This is a genomic window from Streptomyces sp. NPDC003034, from assembly GCF_053591375.1.
In genome coordinates this window covers 357,517-383,388 of sequence record NZ_JBSFTS010000002.1, presented here as the reverse complement: position 1 = coordinate 383,388, position 25,872 = coordinate 357,517, and the positions used below count along the sequence as shown (strand labels likewise).

The 25,872-nt window shown below is 72.0% G+C and carries 25 protein-coding genes, 2 tRNA genes and 1 pseudogene; 6 read left to right on the top strand and 22 right to left on the bottom strand.

Translation table 11 applies throughout. The features are described 5' to 3' along the window. The first annotated feature begins 49 nt into the window (after nt 1-49). The 4 genes from ACWDX7_RS04075 (at nt 50) to ACWDX7_RS04060 (ending at nt 1,796) form a co-directional block, all read left to right on the top strand. Complete coding sequence (locus ACWDX7_RS04075) at nt 50-259, top strand: hypothetical protein (protein ID WP_451489292.1); 210 nt, start codon at nt 50-52, stop codon at nt 257-259. Then, nucleotides 256-483, top strand: a complete 228-nt coding sequence (locus ACWDX7_RS04070; protein WP_451489293.1) for a DUF7848 domain-containing protein — start codon at nt 256-258, stop codon at nt 481-483. Before ACWDX7_RS04075 ends, ACWDX7_RS04070 begins: the two co-directional genes overlap by 4 nt. Before the next feature lie 107 nt (nt 484-590). After that, nucleotides 591-1,052, top strand: coding sequence for a hypothetical protein (locus ACWDX7_RS04065; protein ID WP_451489294.1), 462 nt, complete (start codon nt 591-593; stop codon nt 1,050-1,052). 45 nt (nt 1,053-1,097) lie between these two features. Continuing rightward, nucleotides 1,098-1,796, top strand: a complete 699-nt coding sequence (locus ACWDX7_RS04060; protein WP_451489295.1) for a class I SAM-dependent methyltransferase — start codon at nt 1,098-1,100, stop codon at nt 1,794-1,796. 104 nt (nt 1,797-1,900) lie between these two features. On the opposite strand, the gene holA is transcribed toward ACWDX7_RS04060, so the two are convergent. Then, complete coding sequence (holA, locus tag ACWDX7_RS04055) at nt 1,901-2,893, bottom strand: DNA polymerase III subunit delta (protein WP_451489296.1); 993 nt, start codon at nt 2,891-2,893, stop codon at nt 1,901-1,903. A 61-nt stretch (nt 2,894-2,954) separates the two neighbouring features. Here holA and ACWDX7_RS04050 point away from each other — a divergent pair, with 61 nt between their 5' ends. Then, the gene (locus ACWDX7_RS04050; protein ID WP_355406715.1) at nt 2,955-3,197 is read left to right on the top strand and encodes a ubiquitin family protein; all 243 of its coding nucleotides are present in this window, start codon (nt 2,955-2,957) and stop codon (nt 3,195-3,197) included. Between the two features lie 87 nt (nt 3,198-3,284). On the opposite strand, the gene ACWDX7_RS04045 is transcribed toward ACWDX7_RS04050, so the two are convergent. The 14 genes and pseudogenes from ACWDX7_RS04045 to ACWDX7_RS03980 all read right to left on the bottom strand — a co-directional run bounded on the left by ACWDX7_RS04045 (nt 3,285) and on the right by ACWDX7_RS03980 (nt 17,964). Further along, nucleotides 3,285-4,166 (bottom strand): YceI family protein, encoded by an 882-nt coding sequence (locus ACWDX7_RS04045; RefSeq protein ID WP_451489297.1) that lies wholly within the window; start codon nt 4,164-4,166, stop codon nt 3,285-3,287. Nucleotides 4,167-4,302: 136 nt separating this feature from the next. After that, nucleotides 4,303-6,624, bottom strand: a pseudogene (locus ACWDX7_RS04040) (ComEC/Rec2 family competence protein); the annotation flags it as partial. A 50-nt stretch (nt 6,625-6,674) separates the two neighbouring features. Then, nucleotides 6,675-7,340: a helix-hairpin-helix domain-containing protein gene (locus ACWDX7_RS04035; RefSeq protein ID WP_451489298.1), complete on the bottom strand. Its 666-nt coding sequence runs from the start codon at nt 7,338-7,340 to the stop codon at nt 6,675-6,677. 581 nt (nt 7,341-7,921) lie between these two features. Further along, nucleotides 7,922-8,767, bottom strand: coding sequence for a DegV family protein (locus ACWDX7_RS04030; protein WP_451489299.1), 846 nt, complete (start codon nt 8,765-8,767; stop codon nt 7,922-7,924). 204 nt (nt 8,768-8,971) lie between these two features. Beyond that, on the bottom strand, nt 8,972-9,790 hold the full coding sequence (locus ACWDX7_RS04025; RefSeq protein ID WP_451489300.1) for a hypothetical protein: 819 nt from the start codon (nt 9,788-9,790) through the stop codon (nt 8,972-8,974). Nucleotides 9,791-9,958: 168 nt separating this feature from the next. Further along, entirely contained in the window at nt 9,959-12,832 is a 2,874-nt protein-coding gene (gene leuS, locus ACWDX7_RS04020; protein ID WP_451489301.1) for a leucine--tRNA ligase, read from the bottom strand. Nucleotides 12,833-13,108: 276 nt separating this feature from the next. After that, nucleotides 13,109-13,181 (bottom strand) — tRNA-Ala (locus ACWDX7_RS04015). Nucleotides 13,182-13,385: 204 nt separating this feature from the next. Beyond that, nucleotides 13,386-13,619, bottom strand: coding sequence for a hypothetical protein (locus ACWDX7_RS04010; protein ID WP_007264019.1), 234 nt, complete (start codon nt 13,617-13,619; stop codon nt 13,386-13,388). A gap of 145 nt (nt 13,620-13,764) precedes the next feature. Then, a tRNA-Ala gene (locus ACWDX7_RS04005) sits at nt 13,765-13,837 on the bottom strand. Nucleotides 13,838-13,972: 135 nt separating this feature from the next. Continuing rightward, nucleotides 13,973-14,635 carry a histidine phosphatase family protein gene (locus ACWDX7_RS04000; RefSeq protein WP_451489345.1) on the bottom strand — a complete coding sequence of 221 codons (663 nt, stop codon included), beginning with the start codon at nt 14,633-14,635 and terminating at the stop codon, nt 13,973-13,975. Continuing rightward, a complete protein-coding gene (rsfS, locus tag ACWDX7_RS03995; protein WP_451489302.1) occupies nt 14,632-15,078 on the bottom strand; it encodes a ribosome silencing factor in 447 nt (148 codons plus the stop codon). The genes ACWDX7_RS04000 and rsfS overlap by 4 nt, the downstream gene beginning before the upstream one ends. A gap of 217 nt (nt 15,079-15,295) precedes the next feature. After that, nucleotides 15,296-17,068, bottom strand: a complete 1,773-nt coding sequence (locus ACWDX7_RS03990) for a LytR C-terminal domain-containing protein (protein WP_451489303.1) — start codon at nt 17,066-17,068, stop codon at nt 15,296-15,298. A 24-nt stretch (nt 17,069-17,092) separates the two neighbouring features. Beyond that, complete coding sequence (gene nadD / locus ACWDX7_RS03985) at nt 17,093-17,710, bottom strand: nicotinate-nucleotide adenylyltransferase (protein WP_451489304.1); 618 nt, start codon at nt 17,708-17,710, stop codon at nt 17,093-17,095. Nucleotides 17,711-17,796: 86 nt separating this feature from the next. After that, on the bottom strand, nt 17,797-17,964 hold the full coding sequence (locus ACWDX7_RS03980; RefSeq protein ID WP_451489305.1) for a hypothetical protein: 168 nt from the start codon (nt 17,962-17,964) through the stop codon (nt 17,797-17,799). Nucleotides 17,965-18,104: 140 nt separating this feature from the next. Here ACWDX7_RS03980 and ACWDX7_RS03975 point away from each other — a divergent pair, with 140 nt between their 5' ends. Next, the gene (locus ACWDX7_RS03975; protein WP_451489306.1) at nt 18,105-19,226 is read left to right on the top strand and encodes a M48 family metallopeptidase; all 1,122 of its coding nucleotides are present in this window, start codon (nt 18,105-18,107) and stop codon (nt 19,224-19,226) included. On the opposite strand, the gene ACWDX7_RS03970 is transcribed toward ACWDX7_RS03975, so the two are convergent. The 7 genes from ACWDX7_RS03970 to ACWDX7_RS03940 form a co-directional block, all read right to left on the bottom strand. After that, nucleotides 19,210-20,400, bottom strand: a complete 1,191-nt coding sequence (locus ACWDX7_RS03970) for an SCO2583 family membrane protein (RefSeq protein ID WP_451489307.1) — start codon at nt 20,398-20,400, stop codon at nt 19,210-19,212. The genes ACWDX7_RS03975 and ACWDX7_RS03970 overlap by 17 nt on opposite strands. 68 nt (nt 20,401-20,468) lie before the next feature. After that, entirely contained in the window at nt 20,469-21,011 is a 543-nt protein-coding gene (locus ACWDX7_RS03965; protein WP_451489308.1) for an SCO2584 family spore wall biosynthesis protein, read from the bottom strand. Nucleotides 21,012-21,089: 78 nt separating this feature from the next. Next, nucleotides 21,090-22,379 (bottom strand): glutamate-5-semialdehyde dehydrogenase, encoded by a 1,290-nt coding sequence (locus tag ACWDX7_RS03960; RefSeq protein WP_451489309.1) that lies wholly within the window; start codon nt 22,377-22,379, stop codon nt 21,090-21,092. Between the two features lie 190 nt (nt 22,380-22,569). Continuing rightward, a complete protein-coding gene (locus ACWDX7_RS03955; RefSeq protein WP_451489346.1) occupies nt 22,570-23,139 on the bottom strand; it encodes a hypothetical protein in 570 nt (189 codons plus the stop codon). After that, nucleotides 23,136-24,263, bottom strand: coding sequence for a glutamate 5-kinase (gene proB, locus ACWDX7_RS03950; RefSeq protein WP_451489310.1), 1,128 nt, complete (start codon nt 24,261-24,263; stop codon nt 23,136-23,138). Before proB ends, ACWDX7_RS03955 begins: the two co-directional genes overlap by 4 nt. A 108-nt stretch (nt 24,264-24,371) precedes the next feature. Next, on the bottom strand, nt 24,372-24,797 hold the full coding sequence (locus ACWDX7_RS03945; RefSeq protein ID WP_451489311.1) for a GtrA family protein: 426 nt from the start codon (nt 24,795-24,797) through the stop codon (nt 24,372-24,374). Beyond that, nucleotides 24,794-25,855, bottom strand: a complete 1,062-nt coding sequence (locus ACWDX7_RS03940) for a glycosyltransferase family 2 protein (RefSeq protein WP_451489312.1) — start codon at nt 25,853-25,855, stop codon at nt 24,794-24,796. Before ACWDX7_RS03940 ends, ACWDX7_RS03945 begins: the two co-directional genes overlap by 4 nt. Nucleotides 25,856-25,872: the final 17 nt, after the last annotated feature.

The window sequence follows — 25,872 nt, the reverse complement described above, 5'->3', positions numbered from 1 at the left end:
ACATCGGTCCATCGACAGGGAACGACACGGCGAGAGGACGGCAAGGCAGATGACAAGCCCGACCGACTACCAGACGGCGCCGGTAGAGCTGCCGATGCGGGTGGCGCGTGAACCGGTCCCCGCCGAGGGATGCGATGTCTGCGCAGCGCTGGCCAAACAGCGGTCCCACAGCCGGCTCATGCGCGACGGAAGCGGCGTCAGTGACTGCAACGTGGAGATCCGCCGCCACCCCCACCCCGACTCCAAGGGGCGCGAGTGAGCACGCTTCTCCGATACGTGACCCACCGCATCGTCAGCCACCCCCAGGGTGAGGTCACCGTGTCCGCGCAGTGCCTTGACGGCGCCTGCGGCTGGACCGCAGGACCCATAACGGACGTGGCCTCCGTAGACGTCGACTGCATGGCCCACACGGGCCTGACCGGGCATCCCACGTTCGCCCGCAGGTATGAGGACGTGGCCTTGGTCGAACGCGTCGGTCCCTGACCCCCACGGACTACCACCCCGGAACGTCCCAGGGTGGTCGAACCACCGATCACGCACCATCCGCAGGGACCGACCCGAGGTCGTCCCTTGACCAGGAAGGCACAGACGTGACGATCACACAGCACGACAGCATCGAGGTTCTGAACCTCATCAGCCCCCAGCTTCGGGCGCTGCTCATCAAGGACGTGCGGAAGGATTGGCCCGACCTCACCGACGAGATGGGCGAGCGGGGCGTGAACCAGATGGTGGCGTACCTGGCCACCACCACGACCAGCGACGAGCCGCTGACGCCGTCGCTCCGCGTGGATTGGTTCTGGCACCAGTTCCTCAAGCGGAGCGTTCCCTACCTCGACTTCTCCCGGGCCCTCGGCGTGGACTACATCCACCACGTGCCCGACGAGGACGAGGGCGGCTCGGACCCTGGATCCGGCCGGGCCGCCATGGTCACGACGAAGGCCGCGATCCGCGCGGCCGGGTTCACCATCGACCCCGAGTTTTGGCCCAACGAGGGCGCGGCGGACTGCTCGCAGTGCCACGCTGGATGCACCGACAGCCCCGTGAACAAGTAGCCCCCTGAGACAGCCGCCCGGCCACGCCGCCGGGCGGCTGTGCCTGTGAACGAGAACGGAACCGAAGTGTCTGACACCCGTAGTGCTGCCTGGGACGAGTACGCGCAGAGCAAGCCCCAGCGGCGCACGACGAACGCCCGTGGCGAGTCCACATGGTTCAACTGGACTCAGTACGCCGACCACGGCCCCGGAGCCGACGTACTCGCATTGAAGCCGGGCGAGACCGCACTCGACCTTGGCTGTGGTGCCGGCGGGAACGCGGCCCATCTCGCCACCCTCGGTATGAAGGTTGTGGGCATCGACCTCTCCCCCAAGCAGCTCGCCAAGGCCCGGGACCGGTGGGCCGACGTGGACGGGATGGAGCTGCACCAGGGCGACGCGCTCGCGTACCTGGGGCAGACCTACAAGGTCTTCGATGCGATCTACAGCGTCTTCGGTGCAGGCTGGTTCTCGGACCCCGGCCTGTTGCTTCCGATCGTTCACGCGAATCTCAAGCCCGGAGGCGTGTTCGCTATGTCCCAGCGCCCTCCTGTCGAAGGGTGCTACGGCTGCCAGGCGTCGTACATCCCGCGTGGTCCTGATGAAGACCCTGCTGTCGTCAAGCGGTGGGACTACGAACCGGATGTGTGGGCGCTGATCCTCAAGGAACACGGATACGTGGACGTATCTGCGTTCGTGATTGCTCCGCCTGCGGGGAGCCAGCGCATGGGCACTCTGTTCGTCCGGGGCGTCCAAGGAGGCTAGGAGTAGCCCGAGGGCAGGGCAGGGCCAGGACAGGGTAAGAGCTGCGGCCGGGACGGGGCCCGGCGGCAGCCGGCCGGGACGAACCCGGGCAGGGTCGGTGCGGGCTAGCGGCGCTGGGGGCGGGCCGCGCGGGCTACCGCCACGACCGCTTTTTCGAGCGCGTACTCCGGGTCGTCGCCGCCGCCCTTGACTCCCGCGTCGGCGGCGGCCACGGCACGCAGCGCGTCCGAGACGCCGTCCGCCGACCAGCCCCGCATCTGCTGGCGGACCCGGTCGATCTTCCACGGCGGCATGCCCAGGTCCCGGGCCAGGTCACCGGGGCGGGCCCCGCGAGGGGCGGAGGCCAGTTTGCCGATCGCGCGCACCGCCTGGGCCAGGGCGCTGGTGATCAGGACCGGGGCCACGCCGGTGGACAGCGACCAGCGCAGGGCTTCGAGGGCCTCCGCCGCGCGTCCCTCGACGGCCCGGTCGGCGACCGTGAAGCTGGAGGCCTCGGCCCGGCCCGTGTAGTAGCGGCCGACCACGGCCTCGTCGATGGTGCCCTCGACGTCCGCGCACAGCTGGGCCGCCGCGCTGGCCAGCTCCCGCAGGTCGCTGCCGATCGCGTCGACCAGCGTCTGGCACGCCTCGGGCGTCGCAGAACGCCCCAGCGTGCGGAACTCGCCCCGTACGAACGCCAGCCGGTCCGTGGCCTTCGTCATCTTCGGGCAGGCGATCTCGCGCGCACCCGCCTTCCGCGCCGCGTCCAGCAGACCCTTGCCCTTGGCTCCGCCCGCGTGCAGGAGGACGAGGCTGATCTCCTCGAACGGCGCGTCGACGTACGCCTTGACCTCCTTCACCGTGTCCGCGGACAGGTCCTGCGCGTTGCGCACGATCAGCACCTTGCGCTCGGAGAACAGCGAGGGGCTCGTGAGCTCGGCCAGCGTGCCGGGCTGGAGCTGCTCGCAGGAGAGGTCGCGCACGTCCGTGTCGGTGTCGGCGGCGCGCGCTGCCGACACCACCTCCCGCACGGCACGGTCGAGGAGGAGGTCCTCCTGCCCCACCGCGAGGGTGAGCGGGGCGAGGGGATCGTCGGTGGGGTTCTTCCTGGTGGCCATCGTGTCCAGCATCCCACGCCGCACCGACAGGCCCCCGTCCCGCATACCCGAGAATGGTCGCGTGAATGTGCGACACGTACTCGTCCTGCCCGACCGCGACACCGCCGAGGAGGTGGCGCGCGAAGCAGTTGACCGCTTCGGTCTCCCGGAGGAACCCCAGCTGTTCCGTGACGCCCTGGCCGGGGAGGACGACGCCGAGGACGCCCAGTGGCTGGTGGTCGTGGAGGATCCGCGGCAGCGACTCGACGCCACCACGCTGGACGGCCTCGCCGCCGAGTACGAAGGCTGGCTGGAAGCCCCCTGAGCCGCGGGCCCCGCAGGGCCGTGCCGTCACCTGCCCGGTGGGCCCGCGACATCCGTGTGACGAGACCGCCGGGACCGGTGCCTACGCCTACGTCTTGTGGACGATCTGGACGTCCAGCGTCACTTCCACGCTCGAACCGAGGGCCGCGATCCCGTGCGCGAGCATCGACTGCCAGTTCAGGGTGAAGTCCTCGCGGTTGAGTTCGGCGGTGGCCCGGCAGGCGGCCCGCGGTTCGCCCTCCATACCCGTGCCGATCCCCAGGTACTGCGTGTCGAGGGTGACGGAGCGGCTGATTCCGTGGAGCGTGAGGGCGCCGGCCACGGCCCAGCGGCTGCCGCTGCGGTGGATGAACCGCTCGCTGTAGAACTCCACCGTGGGGTGCCGGGGCGCGTCCAGGAAGTCGGCGGACCGCAGGTGGTCGTCCCGCAGCCGCACCCCGGTGTCGATGCTCGCCGCGTCGATGATCACGTGCATGGAGGAGTCCTCCATGCGCTCGGCTATCCGCACCGCGCCGGCGAACGTGTTGAACCGGCCCCGGATCCGGGCGAAGCCGATGTGCCTGGCCGTGAAGCCGATGGACGAATGCGTCGGATCGAGCTCCCAGTGGCCCGGCTGCGGCAGGAGCGGCGGTTCCACCGCGTCCAGGATGATCTCCCCGGTACCGGGCTGCCCCGGCTCCCCGACCAGCGTGGCCCCGTGGAACGGCGCGTACCCCTCGGCGGTGACGGACAGCCGGTACTCCCCCTGCGGCACGGCGGCCGTGAACCCTCCGTACGGGTCGGTCTCCCCGCGGACGATCCGGCGGCCGATCGGGTCGGTCACCTCGAACGCGGCCTGCCGCACCGGCTGGTGGACCGTGTCGAGAACCCGGCAGCTGAGCAGGCCTGCTGCAGGCGGCAACGTCAGTGCCGCTGATGTGTGCGGGCTGGACGTTCCGGCCGACTCCATACCCCGTCGGCGACCGAACATGGCTGATGCACCCCCGTGCTGTGTGGACTTGGACCGTGCTGGCGAAGACGCATTCGATCATGCTGTCGGGTTGCGGGCAAACAGAAAGGGTGCGCCCGCTATGCCCGGACCGGCTTCGCCGCCGGCCGGCTTTGAATGCTCGCACTCCCGCGCCCCTGCCCGTGACGGCGATCGAGCCGTCGGTGTCGGTGCGCAGGACGGTCGCCCCCAAGGCCCGCAGCCGCGTGAGCGTACCCGGCGCGGGGTGTCCGTAGCGGTTCTCCGCGCCGACCGGGACGATCGCGAGCCGTGGCCGGATCCTCGCGTGCAGGTCCGGGTCCTGGTGTGCGGAGCCGTGATGGGCGACCTTGAGCACATCCACCGGACCCAACTCCGGATGCTCCTTCAAGAGGCCTTGCTGGGCGGGGGGTTCCAGGTCGCCCAGCAGGAGCAGGGTCAGGCCCGCGGCGTGCACCAGCAGGGCCACACTCGCGTCATTGGCCCCCTCCGACGGCGGGCCCGCCGCAGGTGGCCACAGCACCCACCATTCCAGCGGGCCGGCTTGCCTGCGCTCCCCCGCTGCCGCCGCCACGACGGGGACACCGGCGGCCGCCGCGGTCCGCCGGACGAAGGCTGCCTGACCGGGCGGTTCTTCCAGCGTCGTGGTCTGAATCACACCCACGGACCGGCCGCGCAGCACGCCGGAAAGACCCGCCACGTGGTCGGCGTGAAAATGCGTCAGCAGGAGCAGCGGCACCCTGCGCACGCCCAGGGCCCGCAGACACGCGTCCACCGGGCCGGGGTCGGGACCGGCGTCCACCACGACCGCCGTGCCCGGGGCGACCGCCAGTACGGCCGCGTCTCCCTGGCCCACCGCGCACTGGACGTAGCTCCAGCCGGGCGGAGGCCAGCCGGTGAGCGTACGGGTCACCTGCGGCGGCCTCAGCACGGCGAGGAGCAGCAGCACGGCCAGCGCCCAGCAGAGCCACCGCCTCCGGATCAGCCGGGCGCCGAGCCCTACGAGCACCAGCGTGGCGGCGGCCAGCAGGAGGCCACCGGTGATCCCGCCGGGCCAGGGCAGCTCCGCTCCGGGCAGCCGCGCCCCGGTCCGGGCCACAGCGGCGATCCACCCGGCCGGGACACCCGCGCACCAGGCGAGCAGTTCCGCGGCGGACATCCACAGCGGAGCCACCGCGAGCGCCGCGAAGCCGAGCACCGTCGCGGGACCCGCGGCCAGCTCGGCCAGCAGGTTGCAGGGGACCGCCACCAGGCTGACCCGGGCCGAGAGCACGGCCACCACGGGCGCGCACACGGCCTGCGCCGCCGCGGCGGCCCCCACCGCCTCGGCGAGCCGGGGCCGCATCCCGCGCCGCCGCAGGGCTTCGCTCCACCGGGGGGCAAGGGTGAGCAGCGCCCCGGTGGCCAGAACGGACAGCAGGAAGCCGTAACTGCGGGCCAGCCACGGGTCGTAGAGGACGAGCAACAGCACGGCGGCGGCCAGGGCGGGGATCAGGGACCTGCGCCGGCCGGTGGCGATCGCCAGCAGGGTGATCGACCCGCAGGCCGCGGCCCGCAGCACGCTCGGCTCCGGTCGGCACACCACGACGAAGGCCAGCGTCAGGGCGGCCCCGCACAGGGCCGTCGCCCGCAGCGACAGCCCGAGGCGGGGCGCCAGGCCCCGCCGCTCGGCCTGCTGCGCTCGGGCCGGGGGCCCGATGAGCAGGAACAGCACCACGGTCAGATTCGACCCGGAGACGGCCAGCAGGTGCAGCAGGTCGGTGGCCCGGAACGCGTCGTGCAGATCGGGCGGCACCCGGGATGTGTCCCCGACCACCAGGCCGGGCAGCAGCGCCCTCGCGTCCGGCGCGAGCCCCTCGGTGGCCTCGCGGAGCCCGGCCCGCAAGCGCCCGGCGAATCGCTGTGCGGTACTGGGGCCGCCGGTCACCCTGGGCGGGGTGTCACCGGCCGGGCGCAGCAGTGCCACGGCCCGCTCCCCGTCCCGGGCCGGCGCCAGCCGGGCGACCACCGTCACCCGCGTCGACGGCTGCAGCCGCGTCCATCCCGGATCCCCCGCCAGCACCCGTACCGGCGTGGTGACCCGGGTACGCGTCCCGTCGGGCGCGGTCACGCCGGTCACCACCGCGTCCAGCACCGTCACGGGCGGCCCCTTCCCGCTCCGGGCGGCCCGCGGGTCGGAGGTGACGGTGAACTCCGCGAGGACGCGGGAGTGTTCCCGCGCCAGCCCCGCGACGGGCCCGGCCCGCGCCTCGGCCCGGTGGAGCCCCGCGACCCCGGCTCCGGCCGCCGCGCACAGCAGGGCCGCGGCCGCGCACGCGCCGACCTGCCAGAACGGCTCGGGGCGTCTCCCCCACCCGGCCCAGATCAGCCCTCCCCCGGCGGCTGCCCCGAGAGCGACCGCGGCGGCGGTCCAGCCGGCCGGCACGTCCAGGGCGACGGCCGCCGCTGCCCACGCGGCCATGGCGGGCACCGCGAGGCGCAGATCCACCGGGCCCGGCCCCTCGGGCCCGGTCACGGCCGCACCAGCTTGCGCAGATCGGCGAAGCGGCGCTCCCCGATCCCGTTGACCTGACGGAGCTCCTCTACGGAGCGAAAGCCGCCGCGGGCGGTACGGAAGTCCACGATGTGCTGCGCCAGCACCGGCCCCACCCCCGGCAGACCGTCCAACTGGGCGACCGTTGCGGTGCCCAGGCTGAGCGGGCCGGGACTCGCGCCCGAGCCTGCCCCGGGCGCCACCGGCGGCGCCGGGGCTCCCACCAGCACCTGCTCTCCGTCCACCAGCACCCGGGCCCGGTTCAACCCGGTGATGTCCGTACCGGGCCGTACCCCTCCCGCCGCGGCCAGCGCGTCCTCCACCCGTGAGCCGGCGGGCAGCCTCCGCACTCCGGGATCACGGACCTTGCCGCTGACGTCCACGACGATGCGCGTCCCGGTGCCTGCGGCCAGGAGGGACGGGGCGGCGGCCCCTGCCGGAGCCGGGGTCATCGCCGACGCCGTCCCCGGGGCGACCACGGCCGGCGCGGTCACCGGATGCGGGCGGGCCGACCAGTACTGCTGCGCGGCGAAGCCGGCCGCCGCGACCAGGACCACCGCCACCGCGACCACCGTGCGCGGCTCCATCCCGCAGCGGGCCTGGAGCCACACCGGCAGCCGCTCCCGCACGGCCAGCCTCCGCATGGACCGGGATTCCGCCTCGGCCCCCTCGTCTGGCGGTGGCCCGACCGCTGCCTCCGCCCCCTCGCCGGGCGGTGGCCCGACCGCCGCCTCCGCCCGGCTCCGGTACCCGGTTCCGGGATCGCCCCGCTCGGGCGCGGGCGGCACCGCCGGGACCCGTAAGCCTCCCGAGGCCGGCGGAACCGAAGCAACCGGCGCAACGGGCGGAACCGGCAGGACTGGCACAACCGGTGGCACCGGCGGAACCGGCGCGAGCGGCAGGACCGACGGCACTGACACCACCGGCGCGGCCGGCACGACCCGCGGCGGGCCGCTGCCCCCGAGAAGCGCTTCCGCCCGACGGCGCACCGCGTCGGGATCCGGCTGAGCGTCAGTATGGCGGCGCCGGTTGGCGCGGCGGTGCCGCAGACGGCTGTCGGAATGGCTGGGACGGCCGGGGCCGCTCGTGGCGCCGGACGGATACGAGGTACGCGTGCGAGGAGTCATGCAACGACCGTAGGGGCGAATCCCGAAAGCCGTTCGGAACCGTCAATTCCTGTGGAAAACAGGCCGCTTGTGGATAATCCAGTCACTCGTTCCGGTGATCAGCGGGGCGAGACGACCGCTGCCAGCAGCCCAGGTCCCGTGTGCGCGCCGATCACCGCGCCGACCTCGCTGACGTGCATCTCGACCAGCCCGGGGATCCGTGCACGGAGCCGCTGCGCGAGTTTTTCGGCCCGCTCCGGCGCCGCCAGGTGGTGCACCGCCACGTCGACGCTGGCCGACCCGGCGCGCTCGACGGCCAGTTCTTCCAGCCGGGCGATGGCCTTGGAGGCCGTGCGGACCTTCTCCAGCATCTCGATCCGCCCCCCGTCCAGCGTCAGCAGCGGCTTGACCGCCAGGGCCGAACCGAAGAGCGCCTGGGCCGCCCCGATCCGGCCGCCCCGGCGGAGGTAGTCGAGGGTGTCGACGTAGAAGTAGGCTGACATGGCCGACGCCCGCTTCTCGGCGGCGGCCACGACCTCGTCCACGGAGCCGTCCGCCTCCGCGACCTCGGCGGCGGCCAGCGCGCAGAAGCCGAGGGCCATCGCCACCATGCCGGTGTCGACGACGCGGACGGGGACGGGGGCGGTCCTGGAGGCGACGACCGCGGCGTCGTAGGTACCGGAGAACTCGGCGGACAGGTGGAGGCTGACGATGCCGCTCGCCCCGGCGTCCGCGGCCGCCTGATAGGCCCGGACGAACTCCTCCGGGCTGGGGCGGGAGGTGGTGACCGAACGGCGCTTCTGCAACGCCTGGGCGAGGCTGCGGGCCGAGATCTCGGTGCCCTCTTCGAGTGCCTCGTCGCCGAGCACCACGGTGAGCGGGACGGAGGTGATTCCGTGCCGCGCCATGGCCAGTGGGGGCAGGTAGGCCGTGGAATCAGTGACGATCGCGACATGGCGGGACATGAGCCGGAGGGTACCGGGAGTGGAGGTGCGCCTGCAGCCTGGGGCCCTCCCGGGGGCTACCGCCCCGGCCCAGCGGTCCGGCGGTCCGCCGCCGCGCTGCAGCCGCCCGGCCCCGCGGTCCACCGCCCGAGCCCCGCAGCCGCGCCCCCACAGCCCACCCCGACAGCCCGCCGCCGCTCAGGCCGCCGCTCTCAGATCCGGCTCTCAGGTCGTGCTCTCCGGCCGCCGTGCCTTCTGCCAGGAGTACGGGGTCGCCGGGGCAGCCGGATTCAGCGCCGCCGGCTCCGCCTGCGCGCCCCAGCCGCCCTGAGCCGAAGCCGCTCCCTGAGTCGAAGCCGCTCCCGAAGCCGCTCCAGAGGCCGGGCCCGAAGCCCGTCCCGCATCAGGCGCCGCAGCAGCCCCCGGCGTCCTGCCCGCCGTGTCCGCCTGCGCCGCGTCCCAGGCGGCGGCCGCCGCCGCAAGCTCGTCCACCGACTCGCGGGACCAGTCCCGCAGAGCGCCCGACTCCATCTCGATCTCGGAGGACAGCGCGGACAGGTCATCGGCCGCGAAGCGGCGGGCCCGGTCGCGCGCGGCCCAGCGCAGCGAATCCGCGGCCTCTGTGATCTTGGCCGCCCGCTCCCGCAGGTCGGGCAGGCTGTCGGCGATCCGCTTGCGGTCCGGCTCCTGCTCCAGCCGCTTGAGCTCGTCGTCCAGCTCGTACCCGTGCGCGCTGAGCCGCTCGAACAGTCCGATCGACTCCTTCAGCGAGGCGTCCATCCGGACCCCCGCGTACAGCGCCTGCTGCGTGGCCCGCATCGACATCCGCAGGTCGAGCCGCAGCTGCGCCAGCGCCCCCGTCACGCCGACCTGGCCGAAGCTCTTCGCGCGCAGGGTCGTGTCCTCCACCGTCCGGCGGGCCTGCGTGATCGTACGGTCCACCCCGCGCTTCGCCGCCCCCACCACCTTGACGGTCACGAACACGCCCAGGCCAAGGAAGGCGAAAAGCATCATCAGCGCGAAGACGATCAGCGCGGCCTCCATGAGTGTCCCTTCCCCAGTCCCCAGCAGCTCTTTTGTTCCTACCCCCACCGTAAACGCCGCGGGCAGGCTGAGGGTTCCAATCGAACCCCCAACCTGCCCGTACGGGATCTCCCCCATGGGGACGACGCGCCCGGCCGACAGCCCCGGACGCCGTCGGCCCCTGTGGCGTCAGATGACGATGTTGACCAGCTTCGGCGCGCGCACGATCACCTTGCGGATCTGCGCACCGCCCAGCGCCGCGACCACGCCCTCATCGCTCACCGCCAGCCGCTCCAGCTCCGCCTCCGAGATCGTCGGCGGCACCTCCAGCCGCGCCTTGACCTTGCCCTTGAGCTGCACCACGCACGTCACGCTCTCGTCCACGACGTACGCCGGGTCGGCGACCGGGAAGTCCTGGTGGACCACCGATTCGCTGTGGCCCAGGCGGTGCCACAGCTCCTCCGCGATGTGCGGCGCCAGCGGGGCGACCAGCAGCACCAGCCGTTCGGCGACCGAGCGCTCCAGCGGACGGCCCGCCTTCGTCAGGGCGTTGTTCAGTTCGGTGATCTTCGCGATGGCGGTGTTGAACCGCAGCCCCGCCAGGTCCGAGCCCGCCCCGTCGATCGCCTTGTGCAGCGCGCGCAGGGTGTCCTCGGCGGGCTCGGCGTCGACGACCGTCACCGCGCCCGTCTCCTCGTCGACGATGTTGCGCCACAGCCGCTGCAGCAGTCGGTACTGGCCGACCACGGCGCGGGTGTCCCACGGACGCGAGACGTCCAGCGGCCCCATCGCCATCTCGTACAGGCGCAGCGTGTCCGCGCCGTACTCCTCGCAGATCTCGTCCGGCGTGACCGCGTTCTTCAGGGACTTGCCCATCTTGCCGTGCTCACGCTTGACCGGCTCGCCCTGGTAGAAGTAGCCGCCGTCGCGCTCCTCGACCTCGGCCGCGGGTACGTAGACACCGCGCGCGTCGGTGTAGGCGTACGCCTGGATCATGCCCTGGTTGAACAGCTTGTGGAACGGCTCGGCCGAGGAGACGTGTCCCAGGTCGAAGAGGACCTTCGACCAGAAGCGCGCGTACAGCAGGTGCAGCACCGCGTGCTCGGCGCCGCCCACGTACAGGTCCACACCGCCGTGCGGCGCGCTCTCGGTCGGGCCCATCCAGTACTGCTCGATGGCCGGGTCGACCAGCGCCTCGGCGTTGTGCGGGTCCAGGTAGCGCAGCTCGTACCAGCAGGAACCGGCCCAGTTGGGCATGGTGTTCGTCTCGCGGCGGTAGCGCTTGACCCCGGAGCCGTCGCCCAGGTCCAGCTCCACGTGGACCCACGCCTCGTTGCGCGAGAGCGGGGTCTCCGGCTTCGACGTGGCGTCGTCGGGCTCGAAGGTGCGCGGCGAGTAGTCCTCGACCTCCGGCAGCTCCAGCGGCAGCATCGACTCGGGCAGCGGGTGCGCGACGCCGTCCTCGTCGTAGACGATCGGGAAGGGCTCGCCCCAGTAGCGCTGACGGCTGAACAGCCAGTCGCGCAGCCGGAAGTTGACCGTCCCCTCACCGATGCCCCGTGCCTCCAGCCACGCCGTGATGGCGGCCTTGGCCTCGCCGACGTCCAGGCCGTCCAGCGAGATGCCCTCCCCGGTCGAGTTGACCAGGACGGCGTCGTGGGCGACGAACGCCGCATCCCACGCGGCCGGGTCGGTGCCCCGCCCGTCGGTGGGTGCCACGACGCACCGCATCGGCAGCTCGAAGGCGCGCGCGAACTCGAAGTCGCGGCTGTCGTGCGCGGGGACGGCCATGATCGCGCCGGTGCCGTAACCCATCAGCACGTAGTCGGCGATGAAGACCGGCACCTGCTCGCCGCTGACCGGGTTGGTCGCGTACGCGCCGGTGAAGACACCGGTCTTGTCCTTGGCCTCGGCCTGCCGCTCGACGTCCGACTTCGAAACCGCCTGCTTGCGGTACTCCTGCACGGCCTCGGCCGGGGTGGCGTGGCCGCCGGTCCATACGGCGTGGGTGCCCTCGGGCCATTCCGCGGGGACGATGGCTTCGACCAGGTCGTGCTCGGGGGCCAGCACCATGTAGGTGGCGCCGAACAGCGTGTCCGGGCGGGTGGTGAAGACGGTGATCGCACCGGCGTCGCCGACCGCGAAGTCGACGCGCGCGCCCTCGCTGCGGCCGATCCAGTTCCGCTGCTGCAGCTTGATGGCCTCGGGCCAGTCCAGCGCGTCCAGATCGTCCAGCAGCCGGTCGGCGTATGCGGTGATCCGCATGTTCCACTGGCTCAGCTTGGCCTTGAAGACCGGGAAGTTGCCGCGCTCGGACCGGCCGTCGGCGGTGACCTCTTCGTTGGCCAGTACGGTGCCCAGCCCCGGGCACCAGTTCACGGGCGCGTCCGAGGCGTACGCCAGCCGGAACCCGTTCAGTACGTCGGCGCGCTCACCGGCGGTCAGCCCGCCCCACGGACGGCCTCCGGGAACCTCGCGCGAGCCGTCCTCGAAGGCGGCGACCAGCTCGGCGACCGGCCGGGCCTTCCGCGCGTCCGCGTCGTACCAGGAGTTGTAGATCTGCAGGAAGATCCACTGGGTCCACTTGTAGTAGTCGGGGTCGATCGTCGCGAAGGAGCGGCGCTTGTCGTGGCCCAGGCCCAGCCTGCGCAGCTGGACCTTCATGTTCTGGATGTTCGCCTCGGTCGACACGCGCGGGTGCGTGCCGGTCTGCACGGCGTACTGCTCGGCCGGCAGGCCGAAGGCGTCGAAGCCCAGGGTGTGCAGGACGTTGTGGCCGATCATCCGCTGGTGACGGGCGTAGACGTCGGTGGCGATGTAGCCGAGCGGGTGGCCGACGTGCAGGCCCGCACCGGACGGGTACGGGAACATGTCCATGATGAACTTCTTGGGCCGCGCGACCACGGCCGGGTCGCCGGCCAGGTCACCCGTCGGGTTCGGGGCCTCGTAGGTGCCCTCGGCGTCCCATACGTCCTGCCAGCGTGCCTCGATGTCGGCGGCCATGGCGGCCGTGTAACGGTGCCCCTCGGCCGCCTCGGGGGCCGGGGTGTTCGTCTCGCTCATGATTTCTGAAGCTCCATCGATCGTCTCTGCCGTGTCTGCCTGCCCAAACGAAAAAACCCCTCGCACAGGAGGGGACGCCGCGCCGATGCCGACCGTCTCGGGGTCGGCACTGATCAGCGCGGCTCGGTAAGCAGAAGGCGTACGGCACGCATGGCGTCAGGGTACCGCAGCGGCCCCCAGGGCCGCTCAGCCGTCCGGCCGGCGGGCCGCCGGTACCCGTGGCGAGCGCACGACGAGAAGCGGGCCACCCGATCCGGGTGACCCGCTTCTTCACTGTGGAGCTAAGGAGAATTGAACTCCTGACCTCCTGCATGCCATGCAGGCGCTCTACCAACTGAGCTATAGCCCCTCGTCCTGCCCGCCGCCCCGGTTCCCGTTTCCGGTCCCCCCTGGCGACGTCCCAAACATTACACGGTCATGGCCCTGCTCCAAAAATCGGTTTCCGTGAGCGCAAGGCCATGCCCCGTGTGATGCGGCGTGATGCGGTGTGGCGCGATGCGATCCGGTCCGGACGTGATCCGGCCCGCCCCGCCACGCCCTCGTGAACCGCTCGTCACGCCCTCGCGAACTGGTAGAACCGCTTGAGCGTGCAGTGCTCGTCGAGCAGCCGTCCGTAGATCGGCTCCCCCTCCAGCTCACGGTACGTCTCGATCGGGTCGCCTTTTATGATCAGCGCCCGCGCGCATTCCTCGCACCAGTACTGGTAGTCGGGGTTGACGGGCTCCATGTCCCGCACGATCGGCGTGCCGTTGTTGCACCAGTCGCACCGCCGCCGGTGTGCACCCATGCGTCAGCGACTCCCTCCCGCGTCGGGCCGTCGACTCCCCCTCCGGCGGTCCGATTCTGCCATGCCGGTACCAGCCCGGTCAGCAAGCGCACAAAGGGTACAAAAGCAAGGATCCCGCCCCCTGTTGGGGACGGGATCCTGATTGTGGAGCTAAGGAGAATTGAACTCCTGACCTCCTGCATGCCATGCAGGCGCTCTACCAACTGAGCTATAGCCCCGCTCTCCGCCGCGCTCCCCCCGTTTCCGGTGTTGCGCGCTGCGAACAAGAAGAACTCTAGCCTGTGACCAGCCGGAAAGTGAAATCCGGGTGGCGGCCCCCGCCGGGGCGCTGCACGGGCCCCGCAGGGGCGTGCTCAGTCGTCGTCGCCGAGCACCGGTTCCGGCAGCGTGCCGGCGTTGTGCTCCAGCAGACGCCAGCCGCGCGCACCCTCGCCGAGGACGGACCAGCAGCAGTTGGAGAGCCCGCCCAGGCCCTCCCAGTAGTACGACTCCAGGCCGAGCAGGCGGCCGATGGTCGTACGGATGGTGCCGCCGTGGCTGACCACGACGAGCGTGCCGCCCTGCGGGAGGCGGTCGGCGTGCTCCAGCACCACCGGCGCGGCCCGGTCGGCGACTTCGGTCTCCAGCTCACCGCCGCCGCGGCGGACCGCCTCGCCGCGCTTCCACGCGGCGTACTGCTCGCCGTACTTCCCCAGGATCTCGTCGTGCGTCAGGCCCTGCCACTCACCCGCGTACGTCTCGCGCAGCGCCGCATCGTGCCGCACCGGCAGCCCCGTGACGGCGGCCAGCTCGGCGGCCGTGGCGGAGGCCCGCCGCAGGTCGGAGGCCACGATGGCGTCGGGCTTCAGCGAGGCGAGCAGCCGTGCGGCGCGGCGCGCCTGCGCCACACCGGTCTCGGTCAGCTCGATGTCCGTGGAGCCCTGGAAGCGCCGCTCCAGATTCCACGCGGTCTGGCCGTGCCGCCAGAGAACGATCTTCCTGGGGGTCTTGGTCTTGCCCGTGTCGGTCGCGCTCAGAACAGATCACCGTCCAGCTCGTCGTCGCCCGCCGCCTCGCGCAGCTTGGCGTGCTCCTCCGCCTTGCCCTTGGTGAGCTTGGCGTCCTCGGGGAGGTCGATCTCGGGGCAGTCCTTCCACAGGCGCTCCAGCGCGTAGAAGACCCGCTCCTCGCTGTGCTGGACGTGGACGACGATGTCGACGTAGTCGAGCAGGATCCAGCGGGCGTCGCGGTCGCCCTCGCGGCGCACCGGCTTGGTGCCGAGCTCCTTGAGCAGGCGCTCCTCGATCTCGTCGACGATCGACTTGACCTGACGGTCGTTGGGCGCCGAGGCGAGCAGGAAGGCGTCGGTGATCGACAGCACGTCGCTGACGTCGTACGCGATGATGTCGTGCGCGAGCCGGTCGGCCGCGGCCTGGGCGGCGGCGGTGATGAGCTCGATGGAGCGGTCCGTGGCGGTCACTGGCCATGCTTTCGGGTTGGCGGGCAGATCCTTACAAGGGTCTCATGTACCGCCGACACCGCCCGCGCGGAACGTCCCGCGCGGACGGAACCGCCCCTCCCGGCCCGCTCCGCACCGGATCCAGGCCCGCTCCGCACCTGATCCACGCCCGCTCCGCACCTGATCCAGGCCTGTTCAGGACCGGATCCAGGCCCGCTCGGACCGGAGCGAGGCCCGCTCAGGACGGTTTGTAGTCCTTGCCCAGGATCACCACGATCTCCGCGTTGACGGCGTTCTCCGCCTTCTTCACGACCGTCTCCGGCAGCCCCAGCGTCTTGGCGACCTCCACGGCCCTGTCCCGCTGCGCGTCGTCCTGGTACGTGATCTGCGAGGCGGCGGCGGTCTTGTCGGCCTTGCCGCCGTCCACGAAGGTGTAGCCGCCGTTGAGTAGCGCCGCCTTCGCCGCGATCTGCGTCTTCTGGTCGCCGGTGGCGTCCTTGAGGCCGACGCGCGGCATGGCACCGGCCGGCGCCGCCGTGGCGGAGCCGCCGAGGACCTCCTTGACGACCTTCTTGTTCGCCTCGTCCGTGAGGGTGCCGTCCGGCTTCACCGCGAGGACGTCGGTGCGGTACGCGCCCGCCTTGGCGTGCTCGCCCAGCTTGGCCAGCAGGGAGCCGAGCGCCTGCGCGTTCAGGGCCGGGTCGAGGATCTGGCCCATGCTCTCGACCGTCATGGTCGCCGACTTCGGATCGCCCGGAACCTTGCGCAGTACTGCGTGCAGGACCTGGCCCATCCGCTCCAGCTGCTTGGCCTCCGCCTCGCCCTGGCCGCGGTGGGTGGCGTAGGCGACGGCCATCGGGCCGCTGAGGCTCTGCTTCTGGCCCTGCGCCACCGCCGGGGTCTTCGCCGCGTCGTCGGCCGGTACGGCGGTGTCGGTATCGACCTGGATGCCGCCGATCAGCTCGACCAGGTTCTCCAGGAAGGGGGTGTCCAGGCGCCAGGTGCCGCCGATGCGGGTGCCGAACACGGAGTCGAGGGCTTCACGGGTACCGAGGCTGCCATCCTCTACGGCCTTGCCGAGGGTCGTGGCGGTGCCGTCGGAGTTCAGGACGCTCAGGGTGTTCGGGAGCAGGACGGTGGCGCCCTGCCCGGCGGTGACGTTGTCGACCAGCAGCGCCGTCGAGGTGCCGCCCCGCTTGGTGTTGTGCACGTGGACGACGATCATGTCGCGCTTCTGCGCCCCCGTGGGACCGGCCGCGGCGGAATCCTTCTGCCCGGGGCCTTCGAGGAAGGGCAGCTTGCCCGCGTACCAGAGGTAGCCGAGGCCCCCGACGGCGAGCAGGGCGAGGACGACGATCAGGGCCACGACGCGGCTGCGGCCGCGGCGGCGGGCCTCTTCCCGGCGCTCGGTGCGGCTCTCGGTGAACTTGAGCCAGTCGATGACGTCGTCGGAGTCCTCGTCGGGCTGGTCGATGAAGGCGAACTGCTCGGTGCGGTAGTCGGCGGCCGGCGCGGCATCGGCGCCGGCCCGGCGGGGCCCGGGGACGTGCGCCTCGGCCTCCCGCGGTTCCCGCTGCGCCTCCCGGGCGGGCGCGGGTACGGGCGCCTCCGGCTCGGGGGCCGCCTGGCGGGGGATCCACTGCTGGGCCTGCTGGGCTTGCTGGGTGTCGTACCCGTAGCCGGAGGTGGCCTGGGCCTGCGGGTGGTCCTGCCGGCCGTAACCCTGTTCGCCGTACCCCTGCTCGCCGTACTGGCCGTGGTCCTGGGAGGGCTGCTGCTGCGGGTAGTACTGCTGCTGCTCGTAAGCCTGCTGGTCGTAGCGCGGCTCGTCGTACGCCTGGTCGTAGCCGTACTGCTGCTGCTCGTACGCGGAGGCCTGCGGGGCGGACGGGGCCGGTTGGCCGGGCTGCGCGGGCGCCCGGCCGTACACCGGCCGCCCGTACGCGTCATAGCCGATGAGCTGCTGCTCCTGACCGGCGTACGGGTCGTACGGCTCCTGTCGGTCGTTCACCGCGGGGCCCCTCTCTCCGGAAGCTCAGGCTCCCCGGTACAGCTCACGCTTGTCGATGTAGCGCACCACGCCGTCCGGCACCAAATACCAGACGGGATCGCCCTCCGCGACCCGCGCCCGGCAGTCCGTTGACGAGATGGCCAGCGCGGGCACCTCGACCAGGGAGACACCGCCCTCGGGCAGTCCGTCGTCGGTGAGCACATGGCCCGGCCGGGTGACGCCGATGAAATGGGCGAGCGAGAACAGCTCTTCCGCGTTCCGCCAGGTCAGGATCTGTGCGAGGGCGTCGGCACCGGTGATGAAGAACAGGTCCGCGTCGTCGTTCAACGCCTTGAGGTCCCGCAGGGTGTCGATCGTGTACGTCGGACCGCCGCGGTCGATGTCGATGCGGCTCACCGAGAACTGGGGGTTCGAGGCCGTGGCGATGACCGTCATCAGGTAGCGGTCCTCGGCAGGGGACACGGCCCGCTGCGACTTCTGCCACGGCTCACCGGTCGGCACGAACACCACCTCGTCGAGGTGGAAAAGGGCGGCGACCTCGCTGGCGGCCACCAGGTGTCCGTGGTGGATCGGGTCGAATGTCCCGCCCATCACGCCGAGCCGCCGCTTGACCGGGCCGGTAGGCATTTCCTGCTCTCCCATGAGCGCAGAGCCTACTGGCCCGGTCGAGCGGCCCGGACCCGCGTTCGAGCGTGTGGTCGAGACCGGCACGACGGGGAGCGCATTGCCTAGCGGTCGCGGTTCAGGCGCGTGGTCACCCAGAGCATCAGCAGCAGAATGAGCAGCGCGGCGCCGCCCGTCAGGTACGGGTTGAGGCTGTCGTGGTTGCCGCCGTGCTGCCCGGCCCCCTCCGAGGCGAGGACGACCAGGTTGTGGGCGGTGGTGGAGAGGCTCATCAGGCAGGTACCTATCGAGTCGGGGAGCGGGCGGAGACTTCCCTCACATCGTATGCGGGGGCTCCGGGCACGCTCACGCCGACTCAGGCGTTGGAGAGGATGGACGTGAAGCCAGGCAGGTCGATCAAGGGGGAGGCGCTATGACGGACACGGGATTCGAGAAGGCACCGGCGCGGGACCGCAGGAGGTTCCCGGGTATTTCCTCACGGGCGTATGAGCATCCGGCCGACCGCTCGGCGCTCGTGGCACTGCGCAGACTGAGCGGTTTCGACACGGTCTTCAAGGCCCTGAGCGGACTGCTTCCGGAGCGCAGCCTGCGGCTGCTGTTCCTGTCGGACTCGGTGCGGGTGGGCGAGACGCAGTTCCCCCATCTCCACGCGATGCTCCGGGACGCCTGTTACATCCTGGACCTGGAGAAGGTCCCGCAGATGTACGTGCAGCAGGACCCGAAGCCCAATGCCATGTGCATCGGGCTGGACGAGCCGATCATCGTGGTGACGACGGCCCTCGTGGAGCTGCTCGACGAGGAGGAGATGCGGGCGGTCGTGGGCCACGAGGTGGGCCACGCGCTGTCGGGGCACTCCGTCTACCGCACGATCCTGCTGTTCCTGACGAATCTCGCGCTGAAGGTGGCGTGGATCCCGCTGGGCAACATGGCGATCATGGCCATCGTGACCGCACTGCGGGAGTGGTTCCGCAAGTCGGAGCTGTCGGCGGACCGGGCCGGGCTGCTGGTCGGGCAGGACGTGCACGCCTCGATGCGGGGGCTGATGAAGATCGCGGGCGGCAACCACCTGCACGAGATGAATGTGGACGCCTTCCTGGCCCAGGCCGAGGAGTACGAGTCGAGCGGCGATCTACGCGACTCCGTCCTGAAGATCATGAACATTCTGCCGCGTACGCACCCCTTCACCACGGTGCGTGCGGCCGAGTTGAAGCAGTGGTCGGAGAGCCGCGACTTCCAGCGGATCATGGACGGCCACTACCCGCGGCGGGACGAGGACAAGGACACCTCGGTGTCCGACTCCTTCCGGCAGTCCGCCGCGCACTACGCCGACTCGGTGCGCACCAGCAAGGATCCCCTGATGAAGCTGGTCGGAGACATCGCCGGCGGCGCGGGGGACCTGGGCGGCAAGCTCCGCGACAAGTTCACCGGAGCGGCGGGCACGGGTGGCGGCACAAGTGCGGGCGGCGGCACGGGCGGCAGCACCGGCACCGGCACGGGCCCCGAGGGCACGGGAGGGGCTACGGACCGGGGCTGACGGGAGTGCCGTCCTGCCCCGGGGTGGCCGCCGGTGTCGCGGGCGGCGCCAGTACGCCGCACAGTCCCGCGGTGCGCCGCGGGGGGCCCGGGGCGTACGGGTCGCTCGCGGCCGGTCCCACCGTGGTCGGGTCGGCTCCGGCCAGGAGGGGGCGGAAGCCTCCGGCCGGGTCGGCGGAGCAGGCGTGCGGCCCGGCCATGACGTAGGCCGAGGCCAGCTCCGCCCGCCGGGCGACCAGGTCCTCCCGGTCGAAGCGCAGCCGCAGCTCGCGCCGCACGGTGAAGAGCGAGGCGCCGTCGACCGCGGCTGCCGGGGTTTCGGCTGCGGTCGCCGGGCGCACGGCGTACACGAGGGTGTGGTCGGCGGTCACCTCCAGGGCGTCCCGGGCCACCTCCTCGAAGGTGAGGGTTCCGTTCACCCGGACCCGCGAGTCCGCCACGACGGCGACGCCCGGGTCGAAGCGGACCAGCCAGCCGGTGGCCGCGTGCCGTCCGTCGCCGGAGGGCGAGCTCAGGCTGCGGTCGAACTGCGCCAGCTGGTCGGGGTCCAGCAGGACCCGCACCGGCCTGGCGGCCGAGCCGTCCAGGACGTCCGGGTCGAGCGAGGACTGGACCAGGTAGTCCTTGGCTATGGACAGCGCGGCGAGGACCTGGCCGTCGGTGAAGTGCTGGGTGCGGCGCACCGCGGGCAGGGTGATCCCCGCCGCCCCGACCCGGTACTCGGCGGCGGGGCTGTTCGCGTACAGCTCCGCGGGCCGTCCGCCCCGCACGGTGGTGGTGGGCGCGAGCGGCACGACCGTGCTGACCAGCGGTTCGGTGGGGCCGCCGGGCACGGGGACGTACGGATTGCGCAACCCCATGTAGACGGCGGCGGCGAAGGCGGTGGCGATGAGCAGCACGAGCAGCATGCCCTGCCGGGCGCCCCGGCCCGGGGTGCTGGTGCGGGGTCCGGAGCCGCCGGCGCCGGACCAGATGGAGCGGCTGCGCACGGCCGGGGCGTGTTCCTCCACGCGTTCCTGTGCGGAGAACTCCTGGAGCCGGGCAGCGCGTACGAAGTCCTCGTCGAACACCACCGACCGGTACTCCTCCGACCGGAAGTCGTCCGGGCGGAACTCGTCGTCGCCCCCGCCCATGCCGTCGGGGGTGCCGTTGGGTGGGTCTCCTGGCACGGCCATCGCTTCTCCCCGCTGTCCCCGCTTCAGAGAAGCCCCCAGCTCGGGTGTGTGCGAGCGGGGTCGTACCTTCAGGGTTGGCGGCCGACGGGGTACGTAAACGCGTCCGCGCCGGTGACTTCCCGCAGGGGCGTACTGGCGGGCGCCGGGGCGGGATCGGCCCCGCCCGAGGCGCTGCGGTAGACGGCGCTGAAGGCGAGCGCGACCATGCCGAGGCCCATCACGAAGGCCAGCACCCAGGCGACGGGCCGCAGCCAGGGCGAGCGGCCCCGGTAGGGGCGCATGCTGCCGCCGTAGGCCCCGTACGGGCCGTCGGCGTAGCCGTGGCCGGGGGCGGACTCCCAGCCCTGGTCGTCGAGGCGGTACCCGTAGCCGTCGAAGTCCTCGTCGGCCGTCCAGCCGCCGGCGACGGCGGCGCGTCGGGCCGCTTCGGCCTCCGCGCGTGCCCGGTCGGCCGCCCGCTGGCGCTCGGCGGCACTCGGTTCGTGGATCTCGGCATTCCGGACGAAGGTCTCGTCAAACACCACGGGGGCGAAGTCGTGCTCCGCGCCTCCGCGGTCTTCGTCGGGCTCCCCGTCGTCCGGGAACGGCTTGCCCCCCACGTCGTCCGGCACAAGACCAGCGTAGACCTGGGGGGCTGCTTTGGGCAGGGTGTGAGCCGGAAATCCGGCCATACGGTGTCAGGACACCGGCTACCGGATGTGACCGTCCCCGGTCACGATGTATTTGGTGGAGGTCAGCTCGGGAAGGCCCATGGGGCCCCGGGCGTGCAGCTTCTGGGTGGAGATCCCGATCTCCGCACCGAAGCCGAACTGGCCGCCGTCCGTGAACCGGGTGGAGGCGTTCACGGCGACCGTGGTCGAGTCCACCAGCTGGGTGAAGCGGCGCGCGGCGGCCTGCGAGGTGGTGACGATCGCCTCGGTGTGGCCGGAGGTCCAGCGGCGGATGTGGGTGACGGCGTCGTCCAGGGAGTCCACGACGGCGGCGGCGATGTCGTACGAGAGGTACTCGGCGGCCCAGTCCTCGTCCGTGGCGGGCACCGCGCTGGCCTTGGTGCCTTCGGCGGCGGCCAGGACGAGGGCGTCGCCGTGCACGGTGACACCGGCGTCGGCGAGGGCGGCCAGGGCGCGCGGCAGGAAGGCTTCGGCGATGTCGCGGTGGACCAGGAGGGTCTCGGCGGCGTTGCAGACGGAGGGCCGCTGCGCCTTGGAGTTGACGAGGATGTCCACGGCCATGTCCAGGTCGGCCTGGGCGTCGACGTAGACGTGGCAGTTGCCGGTACCGGTCTCGATGACCGGGACGATGGACTCCTCGACCACGGTCTTGATGAGGGCGGCGCCACCGCGCGGGATGAGCACGTCCACGAGGCCCCGCGCGCGCATCAGCTCGCGGACGGAGTCGCGGGACTCGCCGGGGACGAGCTGGATGGCATCGGCGGGCAGGCCGGCGCTCTCCACGGCGTCACGCAGGATGGCGACCAGTGCGGTGTTCGAGGAGTAGGCGGAGGAACTGCCGCGCAGCAGGACCGCGTTGCCGGACTTGAGGCAGAGCGCGGCGGCGTCGACGGTGACGTTGGGGCGGGCCTCGTAGATGATGCCCACGACGCCGAGCGGGACGCGGATCTGACGCAGGTCGATGCCGTTGGGCAGGGTGCTGCCCCGGACGACCTCCCCGACGGGGTCGGGGAGGGCGGCGACGTCCCGTACGTCGGAGGCGATGGCCGCGACCCGCTCCGGGGTCAGGGTGAGGCGGTCGATGACGGTCTCGCTGGTCCCGGCGGCGCGGGCCTTGTCCGTGTCCACGGCGTTGGCCGCGATGATCTCCGCCGTACGGGACTCCAGCGCGTCGGCGATCGCCAGCAGGGCCGTGTCCTTGGCGGACCGCGGGAGCGGGGCGATGACGGCTGCGGCCGTACGGGCGGCTCGCGCCGTGGCGAGGACGGGGGAAACGGCGGTGGCGGTGGCGTCGTCGAGCGAGGTCATGCGGCCAGGGTAATCCCCGGCCGCACCCCCGCCGACGGGTTTCCACCCCGCGAGACGGCCTCCTGAGCTGCCGCTGCCGGCGCACCCGCGCCCCGACCCCGACGCGCGGGCAGGCCCCGGCCCGGAACGCGCCCCGGCCCGCCCGTTGCGCAAGCGCCGACGGCACAGCGGCAGGAGCGGTAAGGAACGGTCAGTACGGGTGGACCCCCACCGGGTGGGCCGGCGGCGGACCGTAGCCCTCCGCCACGCGCTGGTGGTAGGTGGCGCGGTCGATGACCTCCAGGCCGACGATCTCCCACGGCGGGAGCTGCGCCGAGGAACGGTGTTCGCCCCACAGGCGCAGGGCCACGGCCGCCGCGTCGTGGAGATCCCTGGCCTCTTCCCAGTACCGGATCTCGGCGTGATCGTCGGCGTACCGGCTGGTCAGGAGGAAAGGATGGTCGTGGGCCAGCTGCTCCAGCCCGCGGCGGACCTCGGACAACGGCGCCGGCCTGCCGGAGACGCTCAAGGTCACGTGCCACAGGCGGGAGGCGTCCCGGTCCTCTCCGTGCGCCCGGCCGTGCCCGTGACGGTGCTCGTGACGCCGCGCGGTCCCGTGCCCGTTGCCGTTCACGTTCCCGCTGTCGCCGCCGTCACCGTCCCCCGTACCGACGCTGGTCAGCGCTCGTCTCACCAGCCGCCTCCTGTCTCGCTGCGCGTGCCCGCCCCTCACAGTTGACCAGTCCCCGGCCGACCGCGCGGCGGTTTTACCGAACCTCAGCCGTGCAGCAGGACCAGATCGTCCCGGTGGATGACCTCTCGTTCGTACGCGGGTCCGAGTTCCCGCGCGAGCTCGCGAGTGGACCGGCCGAGGAGCTGCGGCAGTTCCTTGGCGTCGAAGTTGACCAGCCCCCGTGCGAACGCGCGGCCGGAGGTGTCCCGCAGCTCCACCGGGTCGCCGGCCGTGAACTCGCCCTCGACCGCGGCGATGCCCGCCGGGAGCAGCGAGCTGCCCCGCTCGGTGATCGCGCGTACCGCACCGTCGTCCAGCACCAGGTGCCCCTGCGGTGTCGACGCGTGCTGGAGCCAGAGCAGCCGGTCCCCGGAGCGGCGGCCCGTCGGATGGAAGTGCGTGCCGGTGGGGCGGCCGGCCAGCGCGTCCGCGGCCTGGCTCGCCGAGGTGAGCACCACCGGGATCCCGGCCGCGGCCGCGATCCGCGCCGCCTCGACCTTGGTGACCATGCCGCCGGTGCCCACGCCCGCCTTGCCGGCGCTGCCGATGGAGACGTGCGCGATGTCCTCGGGGCCGCGGACCTCGTCGATGCGGGTGGTGCCGGGCAGGGACGGGTCGCCGTCGTAGAGGCCGTCCACATCGGACAGCAGCACGAGCAGATCGGCGCGGACGAGGTGGGCGACGAGGGCGGCCAGGCGGTCGTTGTCGCCGAAGCGGATCTCGTCCGTAGCGACGGTGTCGTTCTCGTTGACGACGGGCAGGGCGCCCATCAGCAGCAGCTGGTCCAAGGTCCGGTAGGCGTTGCGGTAGTGCGCCCGACGGCTGGTGTCGTCCGTGGTGAGCAGCACCTGGCCCACGCGGACGCCGTACCGGGCGAAGGAGGCGGTGTAGCGGGCGACGAGCAGCCCCTGGCCGACGCTGGCGGCCGCCTGCTGGCGGGCCAGGTCCTTGGGGCGCCGGCGCAGGCCGAGGGGGGAGAGCCCGGCGGCGATGGCTCCGCTGGAGACGAGGACGATCTCCTTCTCGCCGCCGCTGCGGGCTTTGGCCAGTACGTCGACCAGGGCGTCCACCCGGTCGGCATCGAGCCCGCCGGCCGCGGTGGTCAAGGAGGAGGAGCCCACCTTGACCACGATCCTGCGGGCGTCCACGACACCCTGCCTAGCCGCTGACACGTCTGTCCCCTTGCCCCTTGCCGGAATGACCGCAATCGCCACACTGCCTGCCACCTCAATCTACGGGGTGGCCCGCAGGAGCCGCTCGGGGGTTTCAGCGCGTGGGACTCACCCGGTGGCGCAGGTGCGCGCGGGCTCCGGTTCCGCCGCGGGGGCGGCGCCGGGTACGAGGATCTTGCGGGACAGCAGGAAGGTGAACGGGATGGCCACGACGGCCGCGACCAGCGGGGCGATGCGGGTGTCCATCCCGGCCCAGGTCACCAGGGCGTAGAGGCCGGCGGACTGGATCACGTAGTTCGTGACGTTCGTCAGCGGGAAGAGCAGGAACTTCTTCCACGTCGGCCGGGTCCGGTAGGTGAAGTAGGTGTTCATGAAGAAGGAGCCGACCATCGCCAGCAGGAAGGCGAGCGTGTAGGCGGCGAAGTACGGCATCCACGGGTGCAGGAGCAGGTAGATCCCGAAGAAGCTGCCGGTGTTGACCCCGCCGACGAGGGCGAAGCGGAAGATCTGGCCGAGCTGGTCCCTCCGGCTCATCGCGCGCGCCGCCCCGAGCCGCGCCCCGAGCTGGGCTCGGCTCCGCGATCGACCGCGCGCTCCCGACCGCCATCGACGCCGCGCCCCGGGCCGCGCTCCGTGATCGCCGCAGCGGCCGTCCGTACCACCGGCTCCGCGCCGTGGGCCTCCTTCACCAGGAAGTGCGGCCGGCGCTTGGTCTCGTAGTAGATCCGGCCGATGTACTCGCCGATGAGCCCCAGCATGATCATCTGAACGCCGCCGATGCCCGCGATCATCGCCACCAGGGTGACGTAGCCCGGCGAGTCGACGCCGTTGGTCATCGCCATGATGGTGATCCACAGCGCGTACAGGCCGGTCAGCGCGACCAGGGACACCCCGAGCCAGATCCCGATGCGCAGCGGCCGGTTGTTGAAGGAGATCAGGCCGTCCATGCCGTAGTTCAGCAGGGAGCCGAACTTCCACTTGGTCTCGCCGGCCTCGCGCTGCGCGTTGCGGTAGTCGAAGTGGACGGTGTCGAAGCCGATCCAGGAGAAGAGCCCCTTGGAGAAGCGGTTGTACTCCGGCAGCGACAGCAGCGCGTCCACGGCCGGGCGCGAGAGCATGCGGAAGTCGCCGACGCCGTCGGCGAGTTCCACGTCCACCCACCGGTTGACGCCGCGGTAGTAGAGGCGGCTGAGCGCCGAGCGCAGCTTCTTGTCGCCCTCGCGCGTGCGCCGGGCGATGATCTGGTCGTGGCCCTGCCGGTAGTGGCCGAGCATGGTCGCGATGAGCTCCGGCGGGTGCTGGAGGTCCGCGTCCATGATCACCACGGCGTCGCCGGTGGCCTCGCGCAGCCCGGCGAGCATGGCCGCCTCCTTGCCGAAATTGCGGCTGAAGGAGACGTACCGGGTCTGCTCGCCGTACTCGGAGGCGATCTTCCGGAGCTTTTCGAGGGTGCCGTCGCGGCTGCCGTCATCGACGTAGCAGACCTCGTACTCGACGGGGAGGGCGTCCAGGGCCCTGCGGATCTCCACGTCGAAGCTGTCGACGACGGCCTCTTCGTTGTAGCAAGGGACAACTACGGACAGCTTCGTCATGAACACTTCCTGCTGGG

Bases quoted from the DNA above. Each gene is read 5' to 3' on its own strand.
- ACWDX7_RS03960 (WP_451489309.1), bottom strand. From the start codon at position 22,379: ATGACCTCGCTCGACGACGCCACCGCCACCGCCGTTTCCCCCGTCCTC.
- ACWDX7_RS03975 (WP_451489306.1), top strand. From the start codon at position 18,105: ATGACGGACACGGGATTCGAGAAGGCACCGGCGCGGGACCGCAGGAGG.
- nadD (WP_451489304.1), bottom strand. From the start codon at position 17,710: ATGGGAGAGCAGGAAATGCCTACCGGCCCGGTCAAGCGGCGGCTCGGC.
- holA (WP_451489296.1), bottom strand. From the start codon at position 2,893: ATGGCCACCAGGAAGAACCCCACCGACGATCCCCTCGCCCCGCTCACC.
- leuS (WP_451489301.1), bottom strand. From the start codon at position 12,832: ATGAGCGAGACGAACACCCCGGCCCCCGAGGCGGCCGAGGGGCACCGT.
- ACWDX7_RS03970 (WP_451489307.1), bottom strand. From the start codon at position 20,400: ATGGCCGTGCCAGGAGACCCACCCAACGGCACCCCCGACGGCATGGGC.
- ACWDX7_RS04025 (WP_451489300.1), bottom strand. From the start codon at position 9,790: ATGGAGGCCGCGCTGATCGTCTTCGCGCTGATGATGCTTTTCGCCTTC.
- ACWDX7_RS04035 (WP_451489298.1), bottom strand. From the start codon at position 7,340: ATGCGGAGGCTGGCCGTGCGGGAGCGGCTGCCGGTGTGGCTCCAGGCC.
- ACWDX7_RS03945 (WP_451489311.1), bottom strand. From the start codon at position 24,797: ATGAGCCGGAGGGACCAGCTCGGCCAGATCTTCCGCTTCGCCCTCGTC.
- ACWDX7_RS04045 (WP_451489297.1), bottom strand. From the start codon at position 4,166: ATGTTCGGTCGCCGACGGGGTATGGAGTCGGCCGGAACGTCCAGCCCG.
- ACWDX7_RS04075 (WP_451489292.1), top strand. From the start codon at position 50: ATGACAAGCCCGACCGACTACCAGACGGCGCCGGTAGAGCTGCCGATG.
- ACWDX7_RS03980 (WP_451489305.1), bottom strand. From the start codon at position 17,964: ATGAGCCTCTCCACCACCGCCCACAACCTGGTCGTCCTCGCCTCGGAG.
- ACWDX7_RS03940 (WP_451489312.1), bottom strand. From the start codon at position 25,855: ATGACGAAGCTGTCCGTAGTTGTCCCTTGCTACAACGAAGAGGCCGTC.
- ACWDX7_RS04030 (WP_451489299.1), bottom strand. From the start codon at position 8,767: ATGTCCCGCCATGTCGCGATCGTCACTGATTCCACGGCCTACCTGCCC.
- ACWDX7_RS04010 (WP_007264019.1), bottom strand. From the start codon at position 13,619: ATGGGTGCACACCGGCGGCGGTGCGACTGGTGCAACAACGGCACGCCG.